Annotated in this window: 26 protein-coding genes; 21 read left to right on the forward strand and 5 right to left on the reverse strand. The window is 40.6% G+C overall.

The features are described 5' to 3' along the window. The first annotated feature begins 296 nt into the window (after positions 1 to 296). The 7 genes from PHY84_RS09615 to PHY84_RS09645 all read left to right on the forward strand — a co-directional run bounded on the left by PHY84_RS09615 (position 297) and on the right by PHY84_RS09645 (position 5,206). Entirely contained in the window at positions 297 to 1,496 is a 1,200-nt protein-coding gene (locus PHY84_RS09615) for a hypothetical protein (RefSeq protein ID WP_299859263.1), read from the forward strand. A gap of 197 nt (positions 1,497 to 1,693) precedes the next feature. Next, a complete protein-coding gene (locus PHY84_RS09620; RefSeq protein WP_299859264.1) occupies positions 1,694 to 2,338 on the forward strand; it encodes a DUF2846 domain-containing protein in 645 nt (214 codons plus the stop codon). A gap of 19 nt (positions 2,339 to 2,357) precedes the next feature. Beyond that, on the forward strand, positions 2,358 to 2,567 hold the full coding sequence (locus tag PHY84_RS09625; RefSeq protein ID WP_299859265.1) for a hypothetical protein: 210 nt from the start codon (positions 2,358 to 2,360) through the stop codon (positions 2,565 to 2,567). Then, positions 2,545 to 2,880 (forward strand): type II toxin-antitoxin system PemK/MazF family toxin, encoded by a 336-nt coding sequence (locus PHY84_RS09630; protein ID WP_299859266.1) that lies wholly within the window; start codon positions 2,545 to 2,547, stop codon positions 2,878 to 2,880. Before PHY84_RS09625 ends, PHY84_RS09630 begins: the two co-directional genes overlap by 23 nt. 21 nt (positions 2,881 to 2,901) lie before the next feature. After that, positions 2,902 to 3,867, forward strand: a complete 966-nt coding sequence (moaA, locus tag PHY84_RS09635) for a GTP 3',8-cyclase MoaA (protein ID WP_299859268.1) — start codon at positions 2,902 to 2,904, stop codon at positions 3,865 to 3,867. After that, positions 3,867 to 4,625: a 7-carboxy-7-deazaguanine synthase QueE gene (locus tag PHY84_RS09640; protein ID WP_299859270.1), complete on the forward strand. Its 759-nt coding sequence runs from the start codon at positions 3,867 to 3,869 to the stop codon at positions 4,623 to 4,625. Before moaA ends, PHY84_RS09640 begins: the two co-directional genes overlap by 1 nt. Then, on the forward strand, positions 4,625 to 5,206 hold the full coding sequence (locus PHY84_RS09645; RefSeq protein ID WP_299859272.1) for a 6-carboxytetrahydropterin synthase: 582 nt from the start codon (positions 4,625 to 4,627) through the stop codon (positions 5,204 to 5,206). The genes PHY84_RS09640 and PHY84_RS09645 overlap by 1 nt, the downstream gene beginning before the upstream one ends. A gap of 239 nt (positions 5,207 to 5,445) precedes the next feature. Here PHY84_RS09645 and glp read toward each other — a convergent pair whose 3' ends face one another. Beyond that, positions 5,446 to 6,666, reverse strand: a complete 1,221-nt coding sequence (glp, locus tag PHY84_RS09650) for a gephyrin-like molybdotransferase Glp (protein ID WP_299859274.1) — start codon at positions 6,664 to 6,666, stop codon at positions 5,446 to 5,448. A 69-nt stretch (positions 6,667 to 6,735) separates the two neighbouring features. On the opposite strand from glp, the gene PHY84_RS09655 reads away from it, so the two are divergent. The 12 genes from PHY84_RS09655 (at position 6,736) to PHY84_RS09710 (ending at position 17,024) form a co-directional block, all read left to right on the forward strand. Then, the gene (locus PHY84_RS09655; RefSeq protein WP_299859276.1) at positions 6,736 to 7,125 is read left to right on the forward strand and encodes a hypothetical protein; all 390 of its coding nucleotides are present in this window, start codon (positions 6,736 to 6,738) and stop codon (positions 7,123 to 7,125) included. Beyond that, the gene (locus tag PHY84_RS09660; RefSeq protein ID WP_299859278.1) at positions 7,122 to 7,793 is read left to right on the forward strand and encodes a 16S rRNA (uracil(1498)-N(3))-methyltransferase; all 672 of its coding nucleotides are present in this window, start codon (positions 7,122 to 7,124) and stop codon (positions 7,791 to 7,793) included. The genes PHY84_RS09655 and PHY84_RS09660 overlap by 4 nt, the downstream gene beginning before the upstream one ends. Before the next feature lie 116 nt (positions 7,794 to 7,909). Beyond that, a complete protein-coding gene (gene rpmE / locus PHY84_RS09665; protein WP_299859280.1) occupies positions 7,910 to 8,110 on the forward strand; it encodes a 50S ribosomal protein L31 in 201 nt (66 codons plus the stop codon). A 12-nt stretch (positions 8,111 to 8,122) separates the two neighbouring features. Beyond that, positions 8,123 to 8,938: a 16S rRNA (cytidine(1402)-2'-O)-methyltransferase gene (gene rsmI / locus PHY84_RS09670; protein WP_299859282.1), complete on the forward strand. Its 816-nt coding sequence runs from the start codon at positions 8,123 to 8,125 to the stop codon at positions 8,936 to 8,938. 47 nt (positions 8,939 to 8,985) lie between these two features. Then, a complete protein-coding gene (gene rlmB / locus PHY84_RS09675) occupies positions 8,986 to 9,666 on the forward strand; it encodes a 23S rRNA (guanosine(2251)-2'-O)-methyltransferase RlmB (RefSeq protein WP_299859284.1) in 681 nt (226 codons plus the stop codon). Continuing rightward, positions 9,663 to 10,526 carry a hypothetical protein gene (locus PHY84_RS09680; protein WP_299859286.1) on the forward strand — a complete coding sequence of 288 codons (864 nt, stop codon included), beginning with the start codon at positions 9,663 to 9,665 and terminating at the stop codon, positions 10,524 to 10,526. Before rlmB ends, PHY84_RS09680 begins: the two co-directional genes overlap by 4 nt. Next, a complete protein-coding gene (locus tag PHY84_RS09685) occupies positions 10,520 to 11,347 on the forward strand; it encodes a hypothetical protein (RefSeq protein ID WP_299859288.1) in 828 nt (275 codons plus the stop codon). The genes PHY84_RS09680 and PHY84_RS09685 overlap by 7 nt, the downstream gene beginning before the upstream one ends. A 45-nt stretch (positions 11,348 to 11,392) precedes the next feature. Beyond that, complete coding sequence (locus PHY84_RS09690; protein ID WP_299859290.1) at positions 11,393 to 12,613, forward strand: LL-diaminopimelate aminotransferase; 1,221 nt, start codon at positions 11,393 to 11,395, stop codon at positions 12,611 to 12,613. Position 12,614: 1 nt separating this feature from the next. After that, complete coding sequence (locus PHY84_RS09695; protein WP_299859292.1) at positions 12,615 to 13,877, forward strand: homoserine dehydrogenase; 1,263 nt, start codon at positions 12,615 to 12,617, stop codon at positions 13,875 to 13,877. Between the two features lie 5 nt (positions 13,878 to 13,882). Continuing rightward, a complete protein-coding gene (locus PHY84_RS09700; RefSeq protein ID WP_299859294.1) occupies positions 13,883 to 14,623 on the forward strand; it encodes an SDR family NAD(P)-dependent oxidoreductase in 741 nt (246 codons plus the stop codon). Positions 14,624 to 14,627: 4 nt separating this feature from the next. After that, entirely contained in the window at positions 14,628 to 16,691 is a 2,064-nt protein-coding gene (locus PHY84_RS09705) for a molybdopterin-dependent oxidoreductase (RefSeq protein ID WP_299859296.1), read from the forward strand. Beyond that, on the forward strand, positions 16,692 to 17,024 hold the full coding sequence (locus PHY84_RS09710) for a YraN family protein (RefSeq protein WP_299859298.1): 333 nt from the start codon (positions 16,692 to 16,694) through the stop codon (positions 17,022 to 17,024). Between the two features lie 23 nt (positions 17,025 to 17,047). Here the strand turns inward: PHY84_RS09710 and PHY84_RS09715 are convergent, their stop codons facing one another. From PHY84_RS09715 to PHY84_RS09730, 4 genes are read right to left on the reverse strand one after another with little or no spacing between them, the layout of a single operon-like run. Continuing rightward, positions 17,048 to 17,401 carry a HepT-like ribonuclease domain-containing protein gene (locus PHY84_RS09715; RefSeq protein ID WP_299859300.1) on the reverse strand — a complete coding sequence of 118 codons (354 nt, stop codon included), beginning with the start codon at positions 17,399 to 17,401 and terminating at the stop codon, positions 17,048 to 17,050. After that, entirely contained in the window at positions 17,394 to 17,711 is a 318-nt protein-coding gene (locus PHY84_RS09720; RefSeq protein WP_299859302.1) for a nucleotidyltransferase domain-containing protein, read from the reverse strand. The genes PHY84_RS09715 and PHY84_RS09720 overlap by 8 nt, the downstream gene beginning before the upstream one ends. Before the next feature lie 51 nt (positions 17,712 to 17,762). Then, on the reverse strand, positions 17,763 to 18,155 hold the full coding sequence (locus PHY84_RS09725; RefSeq protein ID WP_299859304.1) for a thioredoxin family protein: 393 nt from the start codon (positions 18,153 to 18,155) through the stop codon (positions 17,763 to 17,765). Further along, complete coding sequence (locus tag PHY84_RS09730; RefSeq protein WP_299859306.1) at positions 18,152 to 18,355, reverse strand: hypothetical protein; 204 nt, start codon at positions 18,353 to 18,355, stop codon at positions 18,152 to 18,154. The genes PHY84_RS09725 and PHY84_RS09730 overlap by 4 nt, the downstream gene beginning before the upstream one ends. Before the next feature lie 65 nt (positions 18,356 to 18,420). Between PHY84_RS09730 and PHY84_RS09735 the strand changes: the two genes are divergently transcribed. Both PHY84_RS09735 and PHY84_RS09740 read left to right on the forward strand, forming a co-directional pair. Then, positions 18,421 to 19,836 (forward strand): aldehyde dehydrogenase family protein, encoded by a 1,416-nt coding sequence (locus PHY84_RS09735; protein ID WP_299859307.1) that lies wholly within the window; start codon positions 18,421 to 18,423, stop codon positions 19,834 to 19,836. 88 nt (positions 19,837 to 19,924) lie between these two features. Beyond that, positions 19,925 to 20,341: a substrate-binding domain-containing protein gene (locus tag PHY84_RS09740; protein WP_299859308.1), complete on the forward strand. Its 417-nt coding sequence runs from the start codon at positions 19,925 to 19,927 to the stop codon at positions 20,339 to 20,341. Positions 20,342 to 20,417 lie beyond the last annotated feature (76 nt).

The raw sequence follows: 20,417 nt of genomic DNA on the forward strand, positions 1-20,417 counted from the left end.
CAGTCATTCCAATCCCAACCCCGTCATTCCAAGCTTGACTTGGAATCTCATTTTTTGGTTACAAAAGAATTACAACAACAAAAAAAACGCATTTTTAGTCCAATAAATAACAATCTGTTAATAAATCATTAACAAAACTCTGAATTTAAACTTACTTTAAAAATTACGAGTGTAGAATGCTTTCAGTCGTAATAAATCATATAACAAAAAGTGATATTTAAGTGATAATTTTATCACATTACATATCACTTCTTTGTTAGGTGATAAATTAAAGAGACAAAAAACAGGAGAGATAAATGAGAAAAATTATACTATCAGTCGCTGTTGCAGCAATGGCACTTTCTACAACTGCAAGTGCATTAGAGGACATCAAAGTAAACGGTCAAGCGAAGCTTTGGTATGAGACAAACGATGTTGGTGTTGGTACTGATTCAAATTCTTTATTTGAAAATAAAGCTGGGGGAACATCGGGGGAGATTGTTTTTAAACTTGGCGTAACAGGTAAGCAAGGCAATGTTGGTTTTGGTGCAACTTTGTACAATACAACAGACCTTGGCTTAACAGGTGAAGCACTGACTGCTACTCGTTCTGATACGACAAACAGTGATATGTTCTTAGGTGAGGCGTATGTAACTGCACCTATGGGTTCTATGGCTTCATTAAAACTTGGAAGACAAGAGCTAAATACTCCGTTCCTATTTACTGAGACTTGGAATGCTCTTCCAAACACGTTTGATGCAGCGGTAGTTACTGTTAAGCCTATGAATGATTTATCATTGGTAGCTATGTATGTAGGTCAAGATAATGCAGATACTAACTTTAAAGTTGATGGTGCTGCAAGAACTAGCATATTTGGTGGTGCACTTGTAGTTGGAGCACTCTATAAAAACAGCGCATTCGATGCAAACTTCTGGTACACAAATGTAGGTAACTATAATAATCCTAATACTACTCTTGTCACAGAAGATGAGACTCTCTCCGCATTTTACCTAGATGCTGGTACAAAGGTAGCAAATGTAAATCTTAGAGCTTATGCTGCAACGGTGGATGGTTCAGATAGCGAAAAGAGCACAGAAGCGTACGCACTAAGTGCAGGGACAAAGGTTGGAACTTTTGATCTCTTTGCCGCTGCTTCTACAACAACAGACGATGGTCACCATTCGGTAGCAAACATTTCTACGGTTAACAAGAAGTCTTTCTTGCCTACAGAAGCGGTTTATACAGACGGTCTTTATGTAGCTCATCCGGATTCAACTGCATTCAAAGTAAAAGCATCTACTAAGCTTGGTTCAACTGGTATAGCACTTCAGGTTGTTGACAATTCAAATGACACTACAGCTACAAAAGAGACTACAGAATTTGACCTTTTCTTAACTGACAAATTCGGTGATTTCAGTACAACTGCTATCTTAATGCACCGCAGTTTTGATAAAGATGCAGAAGATGATGCACAGGGTGGTATATACGCTCGTTTCATCGTTGCTTTAAACTTCTAATTACACAACTCTTTCCTCAGGCTTTGGCTTGGGGAAACCCCTCAAAACTCCCCGTTTATGCTAAATTTAAAAATATTCTTGTATAATCATGTAAACCCAAACAATGCAATATAAATCTACCATATAGCACAAATCGTTTGGCTTATGGCAAATTTCTATTGCATAATCTGGGTTAAATTCATAAAAAGATGGTTATCATGAAAAAAATGCTGGTTTTTGCTTCACTTCTCTTTGTTGGTCTGCTCTTTGTGGCATGCGGTTCCAAGTCTCCTTATGTAGAGCGAAAACCGCTTGACAATGCGGCTCTTGTTTATGTTTATGTGGTTCCACAAAGCGGCGTTACCGACAACAACAGAGACCACGCTTATAAGATTAAAGTAAACGGAAAAAATGTTGAAGGTTATGTAAAAGCGGACGAGTACATGGCACTAGACCTAAAGCCGGGCAATGTAGAAGTAAGCGCTACAAGAGCAGACGTAGAGACACAGTCTCTCAAGTTGCAGCTTAAAGCAGGGGATGTTCATTACCTAAAAGTAGAGAGCTATTCAGACGCTTTTGCAAAGTTTGACATCGTCAAATCACAAAACATGATTGCAAAAAAAGAGATAGTAAAAACCGTTGACGCAGCTTCTAAAAACATCGTAGAAAAAGAGATAGAAGGCGTAAGCGTATTTGCAGATAAAAAAGAGAGTGCTAAAGAGAGCACAGTCCAAACCACTGCAACCGCAGCCGCTCCGGTTTCAAAAACAGATGAACTAGAAAAAGCCTACAAGCTAAAAGAAAAAGGCATCATCACCGAGGAAGAGTTTAAAACTCTAAAATCTCAGATTATTACTAAGTAATTTTAGGTATTGAAATACAATGCAAACAATAAGATTAGAGGTAGAAGATTCAAAACTTAGTATAGTTTTGAATCTTATTGCGAATTTAAAAGATAGTGTTATTGCAAAATATGAAGTAGTAAATGAGACTAAAGAGAGTAGAGACTTTATAAATATTTCACAAACATCATTCGAAAAAACTTGGGATAATCAAGAGGATAGTGTTTATGACAAATTTTTACAAGTATGATGTAGTTGTAGTAAGATTTCCATTTGCCAGTAGTTTAAAGTACAAGGCTAGACCAGCCGTAATTATCTCGTCTGAGACATACAATAAAAACAAAAGAGGAACTCTTTTAATCATGGCTATATCAAGCATGATTGATACAAAGCTAGATTTTGAGTTTGAACTCCAAAATTGGAAAGAGTCCGGACTTCTAAAACCATCTGTTTTTAAATCTTCAATTGCAACTATTGAAAAAGATTTTATCATAACAAAGTTAGGCACACTCTTAGATGTAGATAAACTAAGGGTACAGAAACTAATAACAACAGTATGTTAAAATTTAAAAATAGGAATTATAATGCTAATAGATAGCTATGATAGAGTAGTTGACTATATTCGTATCTCCGTTACGGAGAGATGTAATTTTAGATGTCAGTACTGTATGCCGGAGAAACCTTTTTCATGGGTGCCAAAAGAAAACCTGCTTACATTTGAAGAGCTTTTTATGTTCATTAAAGTAGCTATTGACGAGGGTGTCAAAAAGATTCGCATCACAGGCGGAGAACCGCTTTTGAGAGAAGATTTGGATGTTTTTATCAAGATGATTTATGACTATGCCCCGGATATTGATTTGGCAATGACGACAAACGCTTACCTGCTCAAATCAACCGCACAAAAGCTCAAAGATGCAGGACTAAAACGCCTCAACGTCAGCATAGATACCCTAAAACCTGATGTAGCGCAAAAGATAGCTCAAAAAGATGTTTTGCAAAATGTCTTAGAGGGTGTTGAAGAGGCACTCTCGGTTGGGCTTAAAGTAAAAGTCAACATGGTTCCTATGCACAACATGAACGCCGATGAGATAGTCGATGTGCTGGAGTACTGCAAAGCCAGAGGTATGACGGTGCGTTTTATAGAGTATATGGAAAACCGCTACGCATCAAAAGAGATAAGCAGAGTGCCATCAAGCGAACTTTTGGCGACTTTGGCACAGCATTATGATTTTGTCGAAGATGGTTATGACGGAGCGTCACCTTCACGCTACTACCGTATGGGTGATGGCTACAAATTTGGCATCATAGAGCCATACGGAGATGATTTTTGCAAGCAGTGCAACCGCATCCGCCTCACCGCCGAAGGACAACTCATCCCATGTCTCTACTTTGATGAAGCGCTAAGCATAGGCAAAGCCATAAAAGAGGGAGACATAGCAGCCGCAGCAGAGGTGCTAAGAGAAGTTGTCAAAAACAAACCCGAAAAAAACCGATGGGGCGGAGAAAACGCCGAAGTCTCATCAAGAGCCTTTTATGAAACGGGTGGGTAATGATATATCTCGTTGAACATTTTTACTCTATTCAAGGCGAGGGTCGCTATGTTGGCAGACCGTCGCTTTTTTTCCGGTTTGGCGGCTGCAATATGCGCTGTGAGGGTTTTGGTTGCACTGAGAGTGCACCTGATGGCGTAAAAGTTTTAGGGTGCGACACGGTCTATGCGGTAAACAGGGAGCATTTTTCGCAAAACTGGATTCCCATCCAACATGAAAACGAGCTTTTGGGTATCTTGAATCTTTATGATTTGCCTTATGCGGTGGATGTGGTTCTTACCGGCGGAGAACCGCTTTTGTATGCAAATGATGCTGTTTTTGTCTCATTTTTAGAAGCTTTGGATGCGATGGGGCATAGGATTACCTTTGAGACAAACGGTTCTTTGCGTGTTGACTTTGAGCGTTTTGGTATCTATAAAAAGTGCATCTTTGCCCTCTCTGTAAAACTCTCCAACTCAAATGAGCCTTTAAGCAAGCGTGTGCGAGGCGAAGTTATCAGTGAGATAGCGCTCGGTGCGAAAGAGGCGTTTTTAAAGTTCTCTATCGATGCAGACTCCATAAATGCCGCTTTGGAAGATGAAATCGCAGAGATTTGCGCATATGCGCCATCTCTTGAAGTTTACTGCATGCCTCTTGGCGGAAACAAAAAAGAGGTGCAAGCCAACACAGAGCCGCTGATAGAATTTTGCAAGGCAAAAGGATATAGCTTTAGCGACCGACTTCATATAAGGATTTGGGATCAAAACAAGGGTGTGTGATGTTGATACGAAAACTTTTTAAATTTGAAAATGCGCATGTTGTGCGAGGCTGCTCCACCGTGCGGTGCAGAAGCTCCATCCATGGACATTCCTACGGAGTTGAGCTTTTATTTGAGTCCAACTTTTTAGATAACGGACAGATGGTTTATGATTTTGGGCTGATGAAGCAAAATATGAAAGACATCGTCGATAGTTTTGACCATGCTATCGCTATTTGGAGCGGCGATGAGGAGAGCTATAAAGAGGATATGAAAAAACACTCCGCACGCTGGATAGAAATCCCTCTCTCTCCATCAGCAGAGCAATTCTCTCGCCTCTTTTTTGTCCTTGTTGACAAGCTGCTTTCGCTGACAACCACAGTCAACGGAGAAAAAGAGGTAAAACTTCACAGTATCATCGTTCATGAAACCCAGACGGGGTACGCACAAGCTTTTCGAGAAGATGCTTACTCTCAAAACATGGGTTTGATTGATTTGGATGAGATTGTGTTTAGCGAGGAGATACAAAAAGAGTGGCATGACGCTAGACTTTTTGAGAAGATAAAAAACGGCAAGAGGTTTACCAATCCTAAGAGTGTTTAATATAGATTGACTTGTTTATTTTAAATGATTATAATTTTCATCGTAAGTATTAGTTTGTAGTAATTGATGGAGTGGTAAATCAAGGTTAGGGGAAGTCATGAGCCTCTAGCCTTTTTTTTTGCCCTCCAAAAATTATTACAGGGGGTTCTTTATGGATAAGCTAATACTTACAATACTGCTTATGTGCATTTTTGCACCACTACTTTGGTAGTGCCAAGGGGTTTTTACCCCTTGCCCCCCTATTTTGTATTTACCAAATCAACTCTGCTAGAAGATGTAAAACTAAAGCGTGTCGGAACTATTTTGACACTCTCCCCTTTTTGAAAAATCTCGCAGCTGCTATCGATAATCATAAAAGCGTTTGAGTTTGCAAGAGGTGTTATCATGCCCGGAGCAAATTTGTCGTAAGGTGCAAATGTCATTCCGTTGAAATAACCGGGAATCACGCTTCTTCTTCCCCCCTTTAGCGTATAGTCATTTGCCATTTTTATCTCTATGGGTGCAAGATATTTTGCCACGTCGCCGCTAAGAGCTAAAATGATGCTTTGTCCAAAAAGCTCAAAGTTAAGAGCTGCCGCCATCGGGTTTCCGGGGAGATTTAGGACAAGAGTTTTGCCAATGCGTCCAAAAGTAGTCGGTTTTCCGGGCTTAATCTCCACTTTGTCAAAAAATATCTCATATCCAAAAGCCCCAAACGCCTCTTTGGTAAAGTCGGCATCGCCTACGCTAACGCCGCCCGAGGTAATAATAAGGTCGCTTTGCAGCGCACTTTTGATATGCTCTTGTATGCTTTGCAAAGAGTCGTTTGCCGTGCCTATAAAGTCAACATCACATCCAAGTTCTTGCACTCTGCTAAAAAATGTAGGCGAATTTGTGTTGTAGAGTTGATGTGCCGCAACGCTCTCAAAATACATCTTAAGCTCATCTCCTGAAGCAAAAATGGCAACACGGGGCTTTTTATGGACTTTTATATGGCTTATGCCCTGAGATGCAAGAAGCGTGATATGGTGTGCGTAGAGCTTCTGTCCACAATGCAGCAGTGTTGTGCCGCTCTTGATATCTTCGCCGCAAAAACGGATATGAGAGTTTTTTTTGATATTTTGAGGCAAAACTATCTTGCCGTCTTGATGCGTAACATCTTCAATAGGGATGATAGCCTCGCAGCCCTCTGGAATCTTTGCGCCTGTCATGATTTTTATGGCACATCCGCTCTCAAGTACCGCATCCGAGTTCTCACCTGCAAAAATGGTTTGCATAACGCTTACGCTTTTTGCGGCATCTTCCATTTTTATGGCGTAACCGTCCATGGCTGAGTTGTCATAGGGTGGGAGATTGTAGGATGCAACGATATCTTCTGCCAAGACAGAGCCAAGCGCATTTTCAAGCGGCATGATTTTAAGTGATGTCGGAATGGTGTTTTTATAGATAAATTCAAGTGCTTCTTCGATGGTAACAGCCATATTTTCTCTTTGGGTTTGATATTTATACACTTTTTATTGTACTATTGCGACATGAATGAAATGTATGATATGGGAATTGTAACACATAACTGGGGTGTTATGTCGGTTTTGGGCGCAGTAGTAGTCAATCTTTTACTCCTTTTTGGTATAAAAAGCAGAGTAAAGTACACAAGAGCCATGACGCTTTATACTCCGATAGTGGGAACGACGATAGGTATGGTTGTATTTACAGGTGTGGTTATGATGGCGGCAAAGCATCTTGATTTTACGCTTGAAAATATAGCGATGATACTTTTTGCAACGCTTCTTATCATCCTTGAAGTAAAACGTTCCAAGCATCTTGCAAATGTGGACAGAAAAGATGAAAATAGCTTTATGGAGCATAGAAAATATGCGCTAAAAATTTTTCTTGCACAGATAGTTATGGTACTTAGCATCTCTTTTTGGATGTGGGCATGATTTATATCTTGGACGATGAAGCGGGAGTGCAAAGCCTTCATATACGAGGGGAAGGACACAAATATCTTATCAAAGTACGCCGCCACAAAGAGGGCGATTTGCTCTCTTTTCGCTCAAGAGAAAATCTCAAAATGCTTCATACGTACAAGATAGAGAGCGTTGAGCCGCGAAGTGCGGAGCTTTTGCTTGTTGCATCGGAACTTAAAGAGGTCAAAAGTGCAAAAGAGCTTCATATCGGTTGGTGTATCATTGACACAAACTCTATAGAAAAAGTGCTCCCCTCTCTTTATGAGATTGGCGTGAGCAAGATAACATTTATCGCATGTGAGCGAAGCCAAAAGAACTTTAAGCTAGATTTTAAACGCTTTGAGAGGATTGGGGAAGCTTCAATGCAGCAGTGCGGGCGCAGCAGCTATATAGAGATGGAGAGTTGTAAAAGCGTGCAGGAGTTTATCAAGGCGTATCCCGAGACAAAGGTTTTTGATTTTTGTGAGACAACTTTGCAAGAGTGTAGTGACATAACAACTGTTCTTATAGGTTGTGAGGGCGGATTTTCTCCAAAAGAGAGAGAACTTTTTGCATCAGTGCAAAGTTTTAGACTTGATACTCCGATGGTTTTGCGCTCTGAGAGCGCCACTCTTGCCGTGGCTAGCAAAATACTTCTTTAAGAGTCTGTTTTTTAAGATAATTTTCGGTACAATTCGCCCCGTAATAATCCGCCCCCCATACGGATTTAAAAAATATATAGATATTCGCACACTAACGAGTATCAAAAGGTAAAAAAATGAAAAAAGATATCCATCCAAAATTAGTAGCTTGTACAGTAACTTGTTCATGCGGTAACAGCTTCGTAAACGAAGGAACAAAAGAAGAGATGAGAGTTGACATCTGTAACGAGTGCCACCCATTTTTTACAGGTTCTGAGAGAATGGTAGATACTGCCGGAAGAATTGACAAATTCAACAAGCGCTACGCTAAAAACTAATCAAGATTTTTCTTGCTTACGCTCATTCCAACCCCGATTGGAAACATAGGCGATATTTCACTTAGAGCTATAGAGGCGCTAAGTGAAGCCGACATACTTCTATGTGAAGATACAAGAGTTACAAAAAAACTTATCCAAATCCTCAAAGAGCGTTACAACACCTCTTTTAAATCAGAGCAACAATTTATTTCACTCCATTCACACAATGAAAAAGAGTTTATCGAAAAACTTGACCCCGCTTTTTTTGAACAAAATATTATCTATGCAAGCGATGCAGGGATGCCCGGTATCAGTGACCCGGGACAGGCACTTGTAAAGTATTGTCAAGATAACGGCGTGAAGTATGATGTTCTACCTGGTGCAAACGCACTTCTCACTGCTTTTGTAGCAAGCGGATTTGTTACCACAAAGATGCTTTTTTGGGGATTTTTACCGCATAAAGGCAAAGATAGAGCGGCTTCGCTTCTTGGTGCATTAAACAGCGGATACACAACAGTTCTTTACGAATCACCGCACAGACTTGAGAAACTTTTGGATGAACTCTCACATGAGGAGCCTTCAAGAAAGATATTTTTGGCAAAAGAGCTTACAAAAAGGTATCAAAAATACTATCTTGGAACTGCCGATGAAATCAAGCAAAAAGTTGATGTAAACCTTAGAGGCGAATGGGTTGTCGTTCTTGAAGCAAAAGAGACACTCGGCAGCTCTGCCATCAGTCAAAACGATATTTTAGAACTTGATTTGCCAAAGAAAGTTCAAGCAAAACTTGTCAGTAAAATAACAGGCGAAAACACAAAAGCTTGCTACGAGAGATTATTACACATTTAGAGGTGTCCCCTATACACTATTTTAATTTTTTTGGATAAAATGCCCACATGTTAATATATGCAAAGCAACCCATAAACTATATCATTCAAAATCATCCGAATAAGATAAAGAGACTTTATCTTGCCAAAGAGATAGATAAAAAAGAGTACTCTCGCCTTATGAAAATGGGCTTTGAGATAAAAAGAATCCCATCGGATGCGGCCGGAGCGATGTGTAAAAATGCTTCACATCAAGGGATGCTCGCAGATGTGGAGGCGTACGGACTTCACGACTATAAAACATTTTTAAATTATGAATTTGTGCTTGTTTTGTCGGGTCTTACGGATGTCGGAAACATTGGAGCTATCATAAGAACTGCTTATGCACTTGGCGTGGACGGTGTCATAGCGTGCGGTGTAAAATCACTCCCGCTTGAGGCAATAGTGCGTACAAGTACCGGCGCACTTTATGATACTCCTTTTGCCATAGAGACTAATGTACACAATGTTCTCAATGACCTCAAAATGTCAGGATTTACGACTTACGGGGCTGATATGGGCGGCAAAGATATCCGAGAAGTTACCCTCAAGCCAAAAAGAGCACTTTTCTTGGGAAGCGAGGGCGAGGGACTGAGTGCAAGGGTAAGCTCAAAACTTGATGAGATAGTAAGCATAAAAATGGCGCATGCGTTTGATTCCCTAAATGTAGGTGCGGCAGGTGCAATTTTAATGGATAGGATGCGAAAATGAGTGCCGGCATAGATAAGTTAAAAAATATTGGTATCCAAAAAATTCATGAAGATACACATATATCAAGAGCGCATATAGAGGCGATATTTCAAGAAAATTTTGAAGATATGCATGGTGTGCAGTTTAATGGGTTTCTTTCCATACTTGAGCGTGAGTATGACGTTGATTTGAGTGATTTGAGGGCAAAAGCAAAAGAACATTTTGGGTATGTTGCAAAATATATGAAGCCCGAACAATCAATCCAAATGTTTAAAACAGACAATAGAAAGAGAAATTTAACACTTTTTTATAGTGCTTTAGGAATTGCACTTTTTCTTTTATTTGCATTTATAAGTATAAAAAACGGCAACGAAGAGCTTGCTGCTGCAAAGTCATTGCAACAAACACTTCAAAATACTCCGCCGCAGCTTCAAGAGAGCAAAATCGTGCAGCCTCAAGAGCAAGAACAAAACCGGACTATTGCAGATGAAAATCTAACTGCCAATGAAAATAACAGTAGTGTAGCAGAGCAAAATACAACACAGGTTGAGAAGAAAAAAGAGCATATTGAAGCAGTGCCGCAAACTCCAAACACTCAAAACAGCCTGCTTAAGATTGTGCCAAAGAGCAAGGTTTGGGTAGGATATATAGATTTGCAGACAAACGAAAAATTTCAAACAACATCTTCGGATGAACTTTTGCTGGATGCTTCAAAAGAGTGGCTTCTTGCATTTGGGCATGGAAACATAAATATTGAGTTAAATAGTGTTTCACATGAATTTAAAACACCGAAGAATATGAGATTTATCTATAAAAATGGTGCCTTAAAGCAGATAGACGTTGAAGAGTATAAAACTTACAACGGCGGCAGTGCATGGTAAAAACAGTAATTCTTCTGTTTTGCCTCCTTTCGCTTTCGCATGCACAGGATTTGCTTATGCAAAAGATTCAAAACTTGGTCAGTCCTAGAACTTTTGCTAAAGACAAAGCTTTTATAGAAACCGTATTTTCCCCAAAGAGTGCCTATTATACGGAAGACGGAAGAGTTGATTCTATCAAAGTAATCAAGACGCTAAAAGATAACGGGATTTTAAATCTTTTTTTTAAAACCCCCCGCGAAATCAATATAAGCTTTAAGACACAAGGCAAACCTCTTTTATTTGTTAAAATCATGAGCGACTCTTTGCAAAATATCGGGTATTACAAATACATGACAAAAGAGTCGAGTTTTGAAAATTCAGAGTTTGTATGGAAAATCAATCTTACTTCAGAGTATGCGGCTGACCCTATTATTCTAGCACAAGAGCTTGAGAAAAACAGCTGTAGGATTGTTGATGTTGTGCGTGAAAATGAGAGTGACTGGAGCTACAGCATTGATATGCAAGATGCCAAACTCAATGTCGCTACACTTGAGAGCGGTGTAGATTTTAGTCTTAAACGCTCACTTTATGCCTACTGGCTTGATGTTTCTAAAATCGGCACACTTGACATCGTCAGCTCTTTGAGAAACGATTGGTATCCTTACATCGCCTTTTACGATAAATCTCTTAAGCTTTTGAATGTGATGAAAATGGATACGAAAAAAACAAATATCACATTAGAGATTAATCCGGAGGCATACTACATAAAAATATCGGATATCTACACGCTTAAAAATATCAAAGATGACCTTGTCCTTACTTCTTTAGGGAGAAAAAATTAAAATTTTTTCGATAGAATGTCGCTAATTATTTGAGTAGGAAAAATCATGTTTGATGAGATACAGTTTGATAGAATGAAGCGGTTGCCGAAGTACGTTTTTGCTGAGGTAAATGAACTTAAAATGGCTGAGAGAAGAGCAGGTGTGGATGTCATCGACTTCTCTATGGGAAATCCTGACGGAGACACTCCTGAACATATCAGAGAAAAGCTTATCGAATCTGCCCAAAAGACAAAAACACATGGCTACTCGGTTTCAAAAGGTATCCCAAAACTTCTTGTTGCCATAGCAGACTGGTACAAAAGAAGATACGGCTGTGACTTAGACCCTGCGACTGAATGTGTTGCAACGATGGGCTCAAAAGAGGGATACGCACATCTGGCGTACGCTATCACAAATCCGGGTGATGTGGCAATCGTACCGGACCCGACTTACCCTATCCATGAATACTCTTTTATCTTAGCGGGCGGAAATGTTGCAAAGTTTGGCATTGAGTTTGATGAGGATTATAAACTTAACGAAGATAAATTTTTTGAAGATTTGGATAGAGTTTTCAAAGAGAGTTCTCCTAAGCCAAAGTACGTTTTGGTAAACTTTCCTCACAACCCTACAACAGCGACTGTAACACAAGATTTTTATGTTCGTCTTGTTGCTATGGCAAAAGAGAAGAGATTTTACATTATCAGCGATATCGCTTATGGCGACATCACGTTTGACGGGTATGTAACACCTTCTATCATGAGCGTACCAGGGGCAAAAGATGTGGCGGTTGAGAGTTTCACACTCTCCAAGAGCTACAACATGGCGGGCTGGCGTGTAGGTTTTTTTGTAGGAAACAAAAAACTTATAGGTGCATTGCAAAAAATCAAGTCATGGCTAGATTACGGTATGTTTACCCCAATCCAAGTAGCAGCTACCGTTGCGCTTAACGGTGATCAGCAGTGCGTAAAAGACATTACCGACAAGTACAACCACCGTCAAGAGGTTCTGCTTGATGCTTTTGAGAGAGCAGGCTGGCATATCAGAAAAAATCAGGCGAGTATGTTTGTCTGGGCAAAGATACCTGAATGTTGTAAAGAGTTGGGCTCACTTGAATTTTCAAAGAGACTTCTTAAAGAAGCGGGCGTTGCGGTTGCTCCGGGGATTGGTTTTGGAGTTTACGGCGATGAGTATGTGCGTATTGCACTCATTGAAAATGACAACCGTATCCGTCAGGCAGCACGCAATATCAAAGAGTTTTTGAAAAAATACCAAGACGAAAAAAAATAGCATGATAAAAGTCGGAATCATCGGTGTCGGAACCGTAGGAGCAAGTGTTGTCAATATCTTAAGAGATAACGCCGATGTTATCTCTGCACGCGCCGGTGTGGATATAGTCGCAAAAAGCGGTATCGTCAAAAACATGAGCAAAGACAGAAGCTCTCTGGGTATCAAGATTTCGGACAATATCGATGATGTTTTGGAAGACAAAGAGATAGATATAGTCGTTGAGCTTATGGGCGGCGTGGAAGAGCCTTTTGAGATTGTCAAGCGTGCTCTTAAAAACGGTAAAGCGGTTGTTACCGCAAACAAAGCGCTTTTGGCATACCACCGCTATGAACTTCAAGAGATTGCGCAAGATATAGCTTTTGAGTACGAGGCGAGCGTTGCAGGCGGTATCCCTATCATCAATGCACTGCGTGACGGTTTGTCCGCAAACCATATAGAGTCCATTATGGGTATTATGAATGGCACATGTAACTATATGATGACGAAGATGACCAACGAGGGCGTGGCGTACGAGACTATTTTAAAAGAGGCTCAGGAACTCGGCTATGCAGAGGCAGACCCTACTTTTGATGTGGGTGGCTTTGATGCTGCGCACAAGCTTCTTATCTTGGCAAGTATCGCCTATGGGATTGATGCAAAACCGGAAGATATCCTTATAGAGGGGATACAAAATATCTCTCAAGACGACATCGCATTTGCCAAAGAGTTTGGGTATGTCATAAAGCTTCTTGGAATCGCAAAAAAAGATAAAAATGAAGTTGAGCTTAGAGTTCATGCGTCTCTTATCAAAAAAGAGGCGATGATAGCAAAGATTGACGGTGTCATGAACGGCATAAGCGTTGTGGGCGATAAAGTAGGTGAGACGCTCTACTATGGAGCCGGAGCGGGCGGCAATGCAACGGCGAGTGCGGTTGTGGCAAACATCATAGATATTGCAAGAAGCGGAAAAAGCAAACCGATGCTTGGCTTTGACAGACCGATGGAAGGCAAGCTTACACTCAAAGAGGCGGGCAATATTGAGTCAAAATACTATCTGCGCATCAATGTTTCCGACAAGATAGGTGTTTTAGCACGCATCACAAAAATATTTGAAGAAAACAGCATCTCAATTGAGGCGATTTTACAAAGACAAGCTTCCCATGACAGCGCAAACCTGCTTATCTCGACGCACACAGCGTATGAGCATGACATCCAAAATCTCATAAGCTCTCTTGAGAAGCTTGAGTTTGTCAACCAAAGACCTGTTATGATTAGGATAGTGTAAAAAAGGTGAAAATCCTCATAACAGGTGCAAGTAGCGGTATCGGAGAGGCACTCTCTAGGCTTTATGCTACAAAAGATAACGAGCTTTTTCTTCTTGCCAGAAGAGAAGAGCGGCTGCAAACACTTTGCAGGGAGCTTGAAAAAGAGGCTTTGAGTATGCAGATTGTGACTGTTGATGTTACTAATTTTGCTCTGCTTCAAGAAAAAATCAGAGCAATCGGGGATGTGGATATGGTTATCTTAAACGCCGGCGTTTCGCTTGGACATTCGCTAGAGATTACTCCTATGGATGATTTTCAAAAACTCTTTGATGCAAATCTCCTCTCTAGCCATGCGATTTTAGAGGTTTTACTGCCGCACTTTAGAGCAAAAAGAGGCGGAAAAATCGTTTTCATCTCCTCTTTGGCTTCACTCATTACTATGCCTACATCCTTAGCTTACAGCACATCCAAAAGAGCATTAAATGCCTATGCAGAGGGGCTAAGATACAAATACAAAAAAGAGGGAATAAAAGTTATCAACATTTTACCCGGGTTTATCAAGAGCGAAATGACTGATAAAAACAGCTTTAAGATGCCGTTTTTTCTAAGTACCGAGGCTGGTGCAAAGAGAATTTACGATGCTATAGCAAAAGAGAAGCGGTTTTATCCGTTTCCTTTTAGATTTTACACTATTATTAGATTACTCAATCTGCTTCCTGATTTTTTAAAAGAAAAAATTATACACTCACTAACTCAAAGGAGCTAACTTCATGGAAAACATAAAAACGATAGACAGCGTTTGTACCTACTGCGGTGTCGGATGCGATATAGCGGCCGATGTTAAGGATAATAAAATCGTTAGGATTTTTGCACATAAAGACGGTGTTGTCTCGCAAGGCAAGCTTTGTGTCAAGGGAAAGTACGGGTTTGACTTTGTGGACTCAAAAGAGCGTTTGAGAACTCCGCGAATCAAAAAGAGTTTTTTAGAGAAAAACCCTGCTATTAAAGAGGCTATTGCGTCATCTTTGGTAGAGTTTGATGATATTTGGTATGAAAGTGACCTTGATGGTGCAACGACTGCCGCTGCGATGAAACTCAAAGAAGTTCAAGCAGAGTATGGGCGCAAGAGTGTCGCTTCCATCGGCGGGGCAAGAACATCGTGCGAGAGCGTCTATATGTTTCAAAAATTTACGCGTCATACGCTTAATTCTCCGCATGTTGACAACTGTGCCAGAGTTTGCCACTCGCCATCGCTCAAAGGTATGCGAACAACTATCGGCGAGGGAGCTGCAACCAACCCTTACAACGACATCTACAACTGCGAATTTATGATAGTTATCGGCTCTAACACAACAGAAGCACACCCGATCATCGCAAACCGTGTCGTAGAGGTAGCTCAAAAGCATGACAATATGGCGGTTTTTGATGTCAGAGAGATAAAGCTTCATAAATTTGCAAAGTATAAAGCCATCATCCCCTATGAGGCAAATCTGCTTGTTCTCAATATGCTTGCCTATGTTATCATAAGCGAAGAGCTTTATGATGAGAGTTTTGTTGCAGAGCGCACAAAAGGCTTTGTAGAGTTTAGAGAAAAAATCATAAACGACCCTTTTGCAAACCCGAAATATTTTGAGCAAATTGATGGTTATGAGTACCTAAGCAAGATGATTCCAAAAATCGCAAGAGAGTATGCGCTTAAAAAATCGATGATTTTTTGGGGGCTTGGTATCACGGAGCATATAGACGGCTCTTATGCGGTTATGGCGATAACACACCTCGCTCTTATGACGGGTAACATCGGTAAAGCGGGAGCGGGACTTATGCCGCTTCGTGGGCAGAACAATGTTCAGGGAGCATGTGATATGGGAATGCTTCCATACTATGATCCGGATTATCAAACACCAAAAGAGGTAGGTTTGATGACGCCGGAACTTGTAGATGAGATGCTTGAAGGGCGATTAAAAGCAGTTATCAATGTCGGAGAGGACTTGACGCATATCCATCCAAATATCAATAAAATAGACAGAGCGCTTGAAAATCTTGAACTCCTTATGGTGCAAGAGCTTTTTGTAACAGATATAACTTCAAAAGCCGACATCATAGTGGGTGTAAAGTCGGCGTATGAGAAAACCGGTGTATATATAAATGCGATGCGAAGATTGCATCTCTCACAGCCTTTGGTGGAGTCTGATTTGCCAGATGACTGGGAAGTGCTTCAGATGCTAGACAACAAAATGGGCGGAGAGAGTGCTTATCAAAACTCCAACGAGATTTGGGATGAGGTGCGCAAGGTAGCTTACCACCGTTTTAGCGGAGCATCTTATGTGAGGCTGGAGAGACACAGAAAAAGAGGGCTTCAATGGCCTGTTCATACAGAAGACACGCCAATCCTTCATCAGCTTGACTTTAGAACGGATGACGGCTTAGGTGAATTTCACTATCATCAGTACAAACTTCGTGGCATGGTGCAAGAGATTGTGGAAAAAAGGCTAAGCGGCTACTACCTCACAACCGGCAGAACCATTGCGATGTACAACAATGCCGCACAGACAAAACAGACACTAAGTCTTGTCGATAGATACGATGAGGATATTTTGCTTGTTTGTGAAGAGGATATGGCGGATTTTACAAGCGAGAGAGTAATCCTAAAAACCGTACATGGAGAGACAAAACCGCTCAAAATCAGATTTACGGACAAAGTCGCACCAAAGACGCTTTTTGTAACATTTCATTACGCAGATTCTAAAATCAACGCACTCTTTGGAGATGAGAGAGATGAGCTGATTTTAACGGCTGCCTTTAAATCTGTAAAAGTAGAGGTAGTAAATCTTTAAATGAGCAGAGCCAAAGGAGACTATGCAGAGGAGCGGGCATACGCATACCTTTTAGAAAAAGGGTTTATGGTAGTTGAACGCAACTTCTCCTCCCGCTTTGGCGAGATAGATATTATCGCAACCAAGGGTGGAGTTTTACACTTTGTCGAGGTAAAAAGTGCGCTTGATTATGAACTAGCCATCCAAAACATCACCAAATCAAAACTCTCAAAACTTATAAAAACCGGTGATGTTTACCTCAAAAAAAACGCTCTGCACAACACGGACTACATGCACGATGCTATCATCGTAACACCGCTGGAGATTTGGCATTTGGAAAATATTACGATTTAGGGAGCTTTGTATAAAAACTATTTTTAGGAAAAATCTAACTCTTTTGTCACTATAGCCTTTATGATTGGTATGTTGATTCTTAAAACATCTTCAATAATCGAATCATCTACACTATCATAGTCATGGGCGATAAAATTTCTAACGGCGCTGATGCCTTTTAAATCATTGCTTGAAAACTTCTCAAGTACATCAAATGCGTTGTCTTCTTTAAGTTTGTTAAATTGTTCGGCAATTTTTATGATGTGCATTCGTATAGCTGGTTTAAGTATTTTATTTTCTATGGCTTGTGTGATTTTAAAATCTACGCTGTGTAAAATAAACTCTATATCTTCGATAGCATTTTTGATATTTTTGAGTCTTTGTTGAGGGCTAGACATAAATCAGCTCTTTTTTAATATGCTCAATTAGCTCTTTATTGCTTGAATTTAGCGATACCAAATCAACTTTTCTTTGAAATACTTTTTCTAACTCGTTTTTTATATCTTCAATTCTTAAAAGCTTAGAAAAACCATCTTGATATTTTTGACTGAATTTTTGATATTCCAAGCTATATGCCAAATCAATATCACTAAATTTATTATCACTGCCTCTTGCACATGAACCGAAAATACCGACGATGTTAAAGCCTTCTTTGGCATAAATATTTTTATATTTTGATAATGTTTCTACGGTGTTTGTTATGTTCATGCTCCATCCATTATTTTAAAATGTATCGTTAAAAATTATACCACAAGCAAACTACTCTTTTTTCAGTCCAACTTCATCAAGCAAGCTTAAAAAACCATCTGGCTCTCTGCTGCCTCTGTCTTCATAGATGATGGTGCCGTCACTCTTTAAAAAGTAGTGCCTCGGCACGCTTTGGGTTGTAAATCTCTCTGGGATTTTGTGTCTGTCTCTTGAGAGGTAGAGTAGTACATACTCTTTTTTGAGTCTGGCGATAATATGCTTTTTAGAGAGTGTCATATCTTTAAATCTGTCACACCATCTGCAAACATCGGCCCCGATAAAAAGGTATATCTCTTTTTTCTCTTTTTGTGCCTGCTTGATGGCTGCGTCGTAGTCATGAAGCCAAGGCAGGTCTGCACCAAAGAGCGAACTCAAAAGTACGAGTGTTAAAAAGAATCCCCTCATGCGTAAAGGTCAAGCAGTTTGTTTGTGTTTGTGTTTTGTGTGTTTTCTTGACTTGTTTTGCTCTCAAGCGAAACGACGTTTGCCACTGGATTACTGCTTGTATCGGTTTGGTTTGTATCGGCATTTGTACTTGTTTCCGCTCGTCCAAACTGAACAGATTGTGAATAAGGCGATTGGTATATATAGCGAGTTACTTCCATAACTTCTCTCCTTCTCCGTTTTTGTATTATAATAACATAAAATAGAGAAGATACGGAGATTTTTGATGAGAGCGGGTGTCTATTTTGGTTCGGTTGAGGCAACAAAAGAGCGTATGAGCGAGAGAAGAAGCCCTTATAGCGGCGAGGTAGTCTCTTATGCTCCTTTATGTGATGCGGATGATGCGAAAAAGGCACTTCTGGTTGCAAAAGAGGCGGCAAAAGAGGCGGCAAAGGCGACACTTGCACAAAGATGCAGTTGGCTTTTGGATGTTGCACAAAAGCTAAGAGAGCATAAAGAGGAGATGGCAAAAACCATAACCGATGAAGTCGGCAAACCCATAACTTTTGCACGCATAGAGGTTGAACGGTGCATTGAGACGGTTACACTCTCAGCCGAGACGATGCGCACGATGCACGGAGAGACCATTAACAGTGACGCTTTTGTTTCGGGCAAAAAGACAATGGCATTTTTCAAGAGAGTTCCATGCGGCGTGGTTGTGGCGATTACCCCTTTTAACTTTCCGTTAAATCTTGTCGCACATAAAATCGCTCCCGCACTTGCAGCGGGCAATACGGTTGTGCTTAAACCTACACCCGAAGCGCCGCTCACTGCCTATAGATTTGCAAAACTTTTTATTGAGAGCAAGTATGCCATCAAAGATGCGTTAAGCGTGCTTTACGGGGATGCTGAAGTTGGAAGCGCTCTGGTAAAGAGCGACATACCAAGAGTTATAAGCTTTACGGGAAGTGTCGGGGTTGGGGAGATTATCACAAGAAGTGCGGGGATAAAAAAGGTCTCACTGGAACTTGGCGGCAATGCGGCGACTTATATAGATGGGAGTGCAGATTTGGATTTGGCGGCTATGCGGTGTGCGCTTGGGGCGTTTATAAACTCAGGGCAGGTCTGCATCTCGCTGCAACGTATCTATGTCCATGCAAAAGTATATGACGCTTTTGCCGCAAAGATGGCGCAGGAGAGCGCAAAACTTGTTGTCGGTTCCCCTTATGATGATGAGACATTTATGGGACCCCTTATCAATGATGAAGCGTGCCAAAGAGCCATGGAGTGGGTGCAGAGTGCCAAAGAAGAGGGAGCGGTTGCACTGCTGGAGCCTAAAGTGGAGGGGAGAATTTTCTCTCCATGTGTTATGGCAAATGTGCGCTCGGACATGGCAATTGTCTGTCAGGAGGTTTTTGCGCCAATTGTCTCTTTGATAAAGGTTGAGAGTTTTGACGAGGCGTGCAAGATGATGAATGACTCGCCTTACGGACTGCAATTTTCCCTTTTTACCAACGATTTGGCACTTGCAAAAGATGCCATAGATGCGCTTGATGCGGGTGGTGTGGTAGTAAACGATATGCCGACACTCCGCTTTGACATCCAGCCCTACGGCGGCGTAAAGCTGAGTGGAGTAGGTCGTGAGGGGGCTCGTTTTGCCATTGAAGAGATGACAGAGATTAAGAGTATTATTATCTGCTAGCGTTTTTAAAAATATCTAGAAGCTGGAAAAGAACTTTTAGGCGAGAATGTGATATTATGTTCGTTGAAGGATATAAAAAAGGGGTGGTATGTTGCGTTATTTTATTGTGTTTATGCTGATTGTTTTATCTTTGTACGCAAAAGAGCCATCAAAGGGTGCGGTGTTGGTTTTTGCTTCCGGAAATAACAAATTTGTCTTGCCTGAGGTGGTAAAGAAGTTCAATCTTCTCTATCCGGAAGCTGAAATTTTGGTAGAGTACGGTGCTACGGGTGATTTGGCAAACGCAATTATGGACGGTGTGAATTACGACATCTTCTTGGCGGCAGATATACAGAGTGTAGAAAAAGTTTATCTTGCAAAAATGTCGGTTATGCCTCCAAAACAGTATGCACAAGGCATTTTGGTTATGCTTGTTCCGCTCGATAAGACTTTAGAGCAGAAAAAATTAAATATTCGAGCCACTTGCAAATTCAATCCCCACCAAGTAGCTAATTTTTCATTGTAGCTATTTTTTACTTTAAAAAAATCATTCTCATTTTGCTTTCGCGTTGTTTTGCTCTAATTAACTCAATTTTCTTAAA

The sequence above is a fragment of the Sulfurimonas sp. genome, from assembly GCF_028694605.1.
In the GTDB taxonomy this organism is placed as follows: Bacteria; Campylobacterota; Campylobacteria; order Campylobacterales; family Sulfurimonadaceae; genus Sulfurimonas.

Bases quoted from the DNA above. Each gene is read 5' to 3' on its own strand.
- PHY84_RS09735 (WP_299859307.1), top strand. From the start codon at position 18,421: ATGAGAGCGGGTGTCTATTTTGGTTCGGTTGAGGCAACAAAAGAGCGT.
- PHY84_RS09730 (WP_299859306.1), bottom strand. From the start codon at position 18,355: ATGGAAGTAACTCGCTATATATACCAATCGCCTTATTCACAATCTGTT.
- moaA (WP_299859268.1), top strand. From the start codon at position 2,902: ATGCTAATAGATAGCTATGATAGAGTAGTTGACTATATTCGTATCTCC.
- PHY84_RS09725 (WP_299859304.1), bottom strand. From the start codon at position 18,155: ATGAGGGGATTCTTTTTAACACTCGTACTTTTGAGTTCGCTCTTTGGT.
- PHY84_RS09620 (WP_299859264.1), top strand. From the start codon at position 1,694: ATGAAAAAAATGCTGGTTTTTGCTTCACTTCTCTTTGTTGGTCTGCTC.
- PHY84_RS09680 (WP_299859286.1), top strand. From the start codon at position 9,663: ATGAGTGCCGGCATAGATAAGTTAAAAAATATTGGTATCCAAAAAATT.
- PHY84_RS09685 (WP_299859288.1), top strand. From the start codon at position 10,520: ATGGTAAAAACAGTAATTCTTCTGTTTTGCCTCCTTTCGCTTTCGCAT.
- rlmB (WP_299859284.1), top strand. From the start codon at position 8,986: ATGTTAATATATGCAAAGCAACCCATAAACTATATCATTCAAAATCAT.
- PHY84_RS09740 (WP_299859308.1), top strand. From the start codon at position 19,925: ATGTTGCGTTATTTTATTGTGTTTATGCTGATTGTTTTATCTTTGTAC.
- PHY84_RS09705 (WP_299859296.1), top strand. From the start codon at position 14,628: ATGGAAAACATAAAAACGATAGACAGCGTTTGTACCTACTGCGGTGTC.
- PHY84_RS09645 (WP_299859272.1), top strand. From the start codon at position 4,625: ATGTTGATACGAAAACTTTTTAAATTTGAAAATGCGCATGTTGTGCGA.
- glp (WP_299859274.1), bottom strand. From the start codon at position 6,666: ATGGCTGTTACCATCGAAGAAGCACTTGAATTTATCTATAAAAACACC.
- PHY84_RS09720 (WP_299859302.1), bottom strand. From the start codon at position 17,711: ATGAACATAACAAACACCGTAGAAACATTATCAAAATATAAAAATATT.
- PHY84_RS09630 (WP_299859266.1), top strand. From the start codon at position 2,545: ATGACAAATTTTTACAAGTATGATGTAGTTGTAGTAAGATTTCCATTT.
- PHY84_RS09640 (WP_299859270.1), top strand. From the start codon at position 3,867: ATGATATATCTCGTTGAACATTTTTACTCTATTCAAGGCGAGGGTCGC.
- PHY84_RS09660 (WP_299859278.1), top strand. From the start codon at position 7,122: ATGATTTATATCTTGGACGATGAAGCGGGAGTGCAAAGCCTTCATATA.
- PHY84_RS09710 (WP_299859298.1), top strand. From the start codon at position 16,692: ATGAGCAGAGCCAAAGGAGACTATGCAGAGGAGCGGGCATACGCATAC.
- PHY84_RS09715 (WP_299859300.1), bottom strand. From the start codon at position 17,401: ATGTCTAGCCCTCAACAAAGACTCAAAAATATCAAAAATGCTATCGAA.
- PHY84_RS09625 (WP_299859265.1), top strand. From the start codon at position 2,358: ATGCAAACAATAAGATTAGAGGTAGAAGATTCAAAACTTAGTATAGTT.
- PHY84_RS09655 (WP_299859276.1), top strand. From the start codon at position 6,736: ATGGGAATTGTAACACATAACTGGGGTGTTATGTCGGTTTTGGGCGCA.
- PHY84_RS09615 (WP_299859263.1), top strand. From the start codon at position 297: ATGAGAAAAATTATACTATCAGTCGCTGTTGCAGCAATGGCACTTTCT.
- PHY84_RS09695 (WP_299859292.1), top strand. From the start codon at position 12,615: ATGATAAAAGTCGGAATCATCGGTGTCGGAACCGTAGGAGCAAGTGTT.
- PHY84_RS09690 (WP_299859290.1), top strand. From the start codon at position 11,393: ATGTTTGATGAGATACAGTTTGATAGAATGAAGCGGTTGCCGAAGTAC.
- rpmE (WP_299859280.1), top strand. From the start codon at position 7,910: ATGAAAAAAGATATCCATCCAAAATTAGTAGCTTGTACAGTAACTTGT.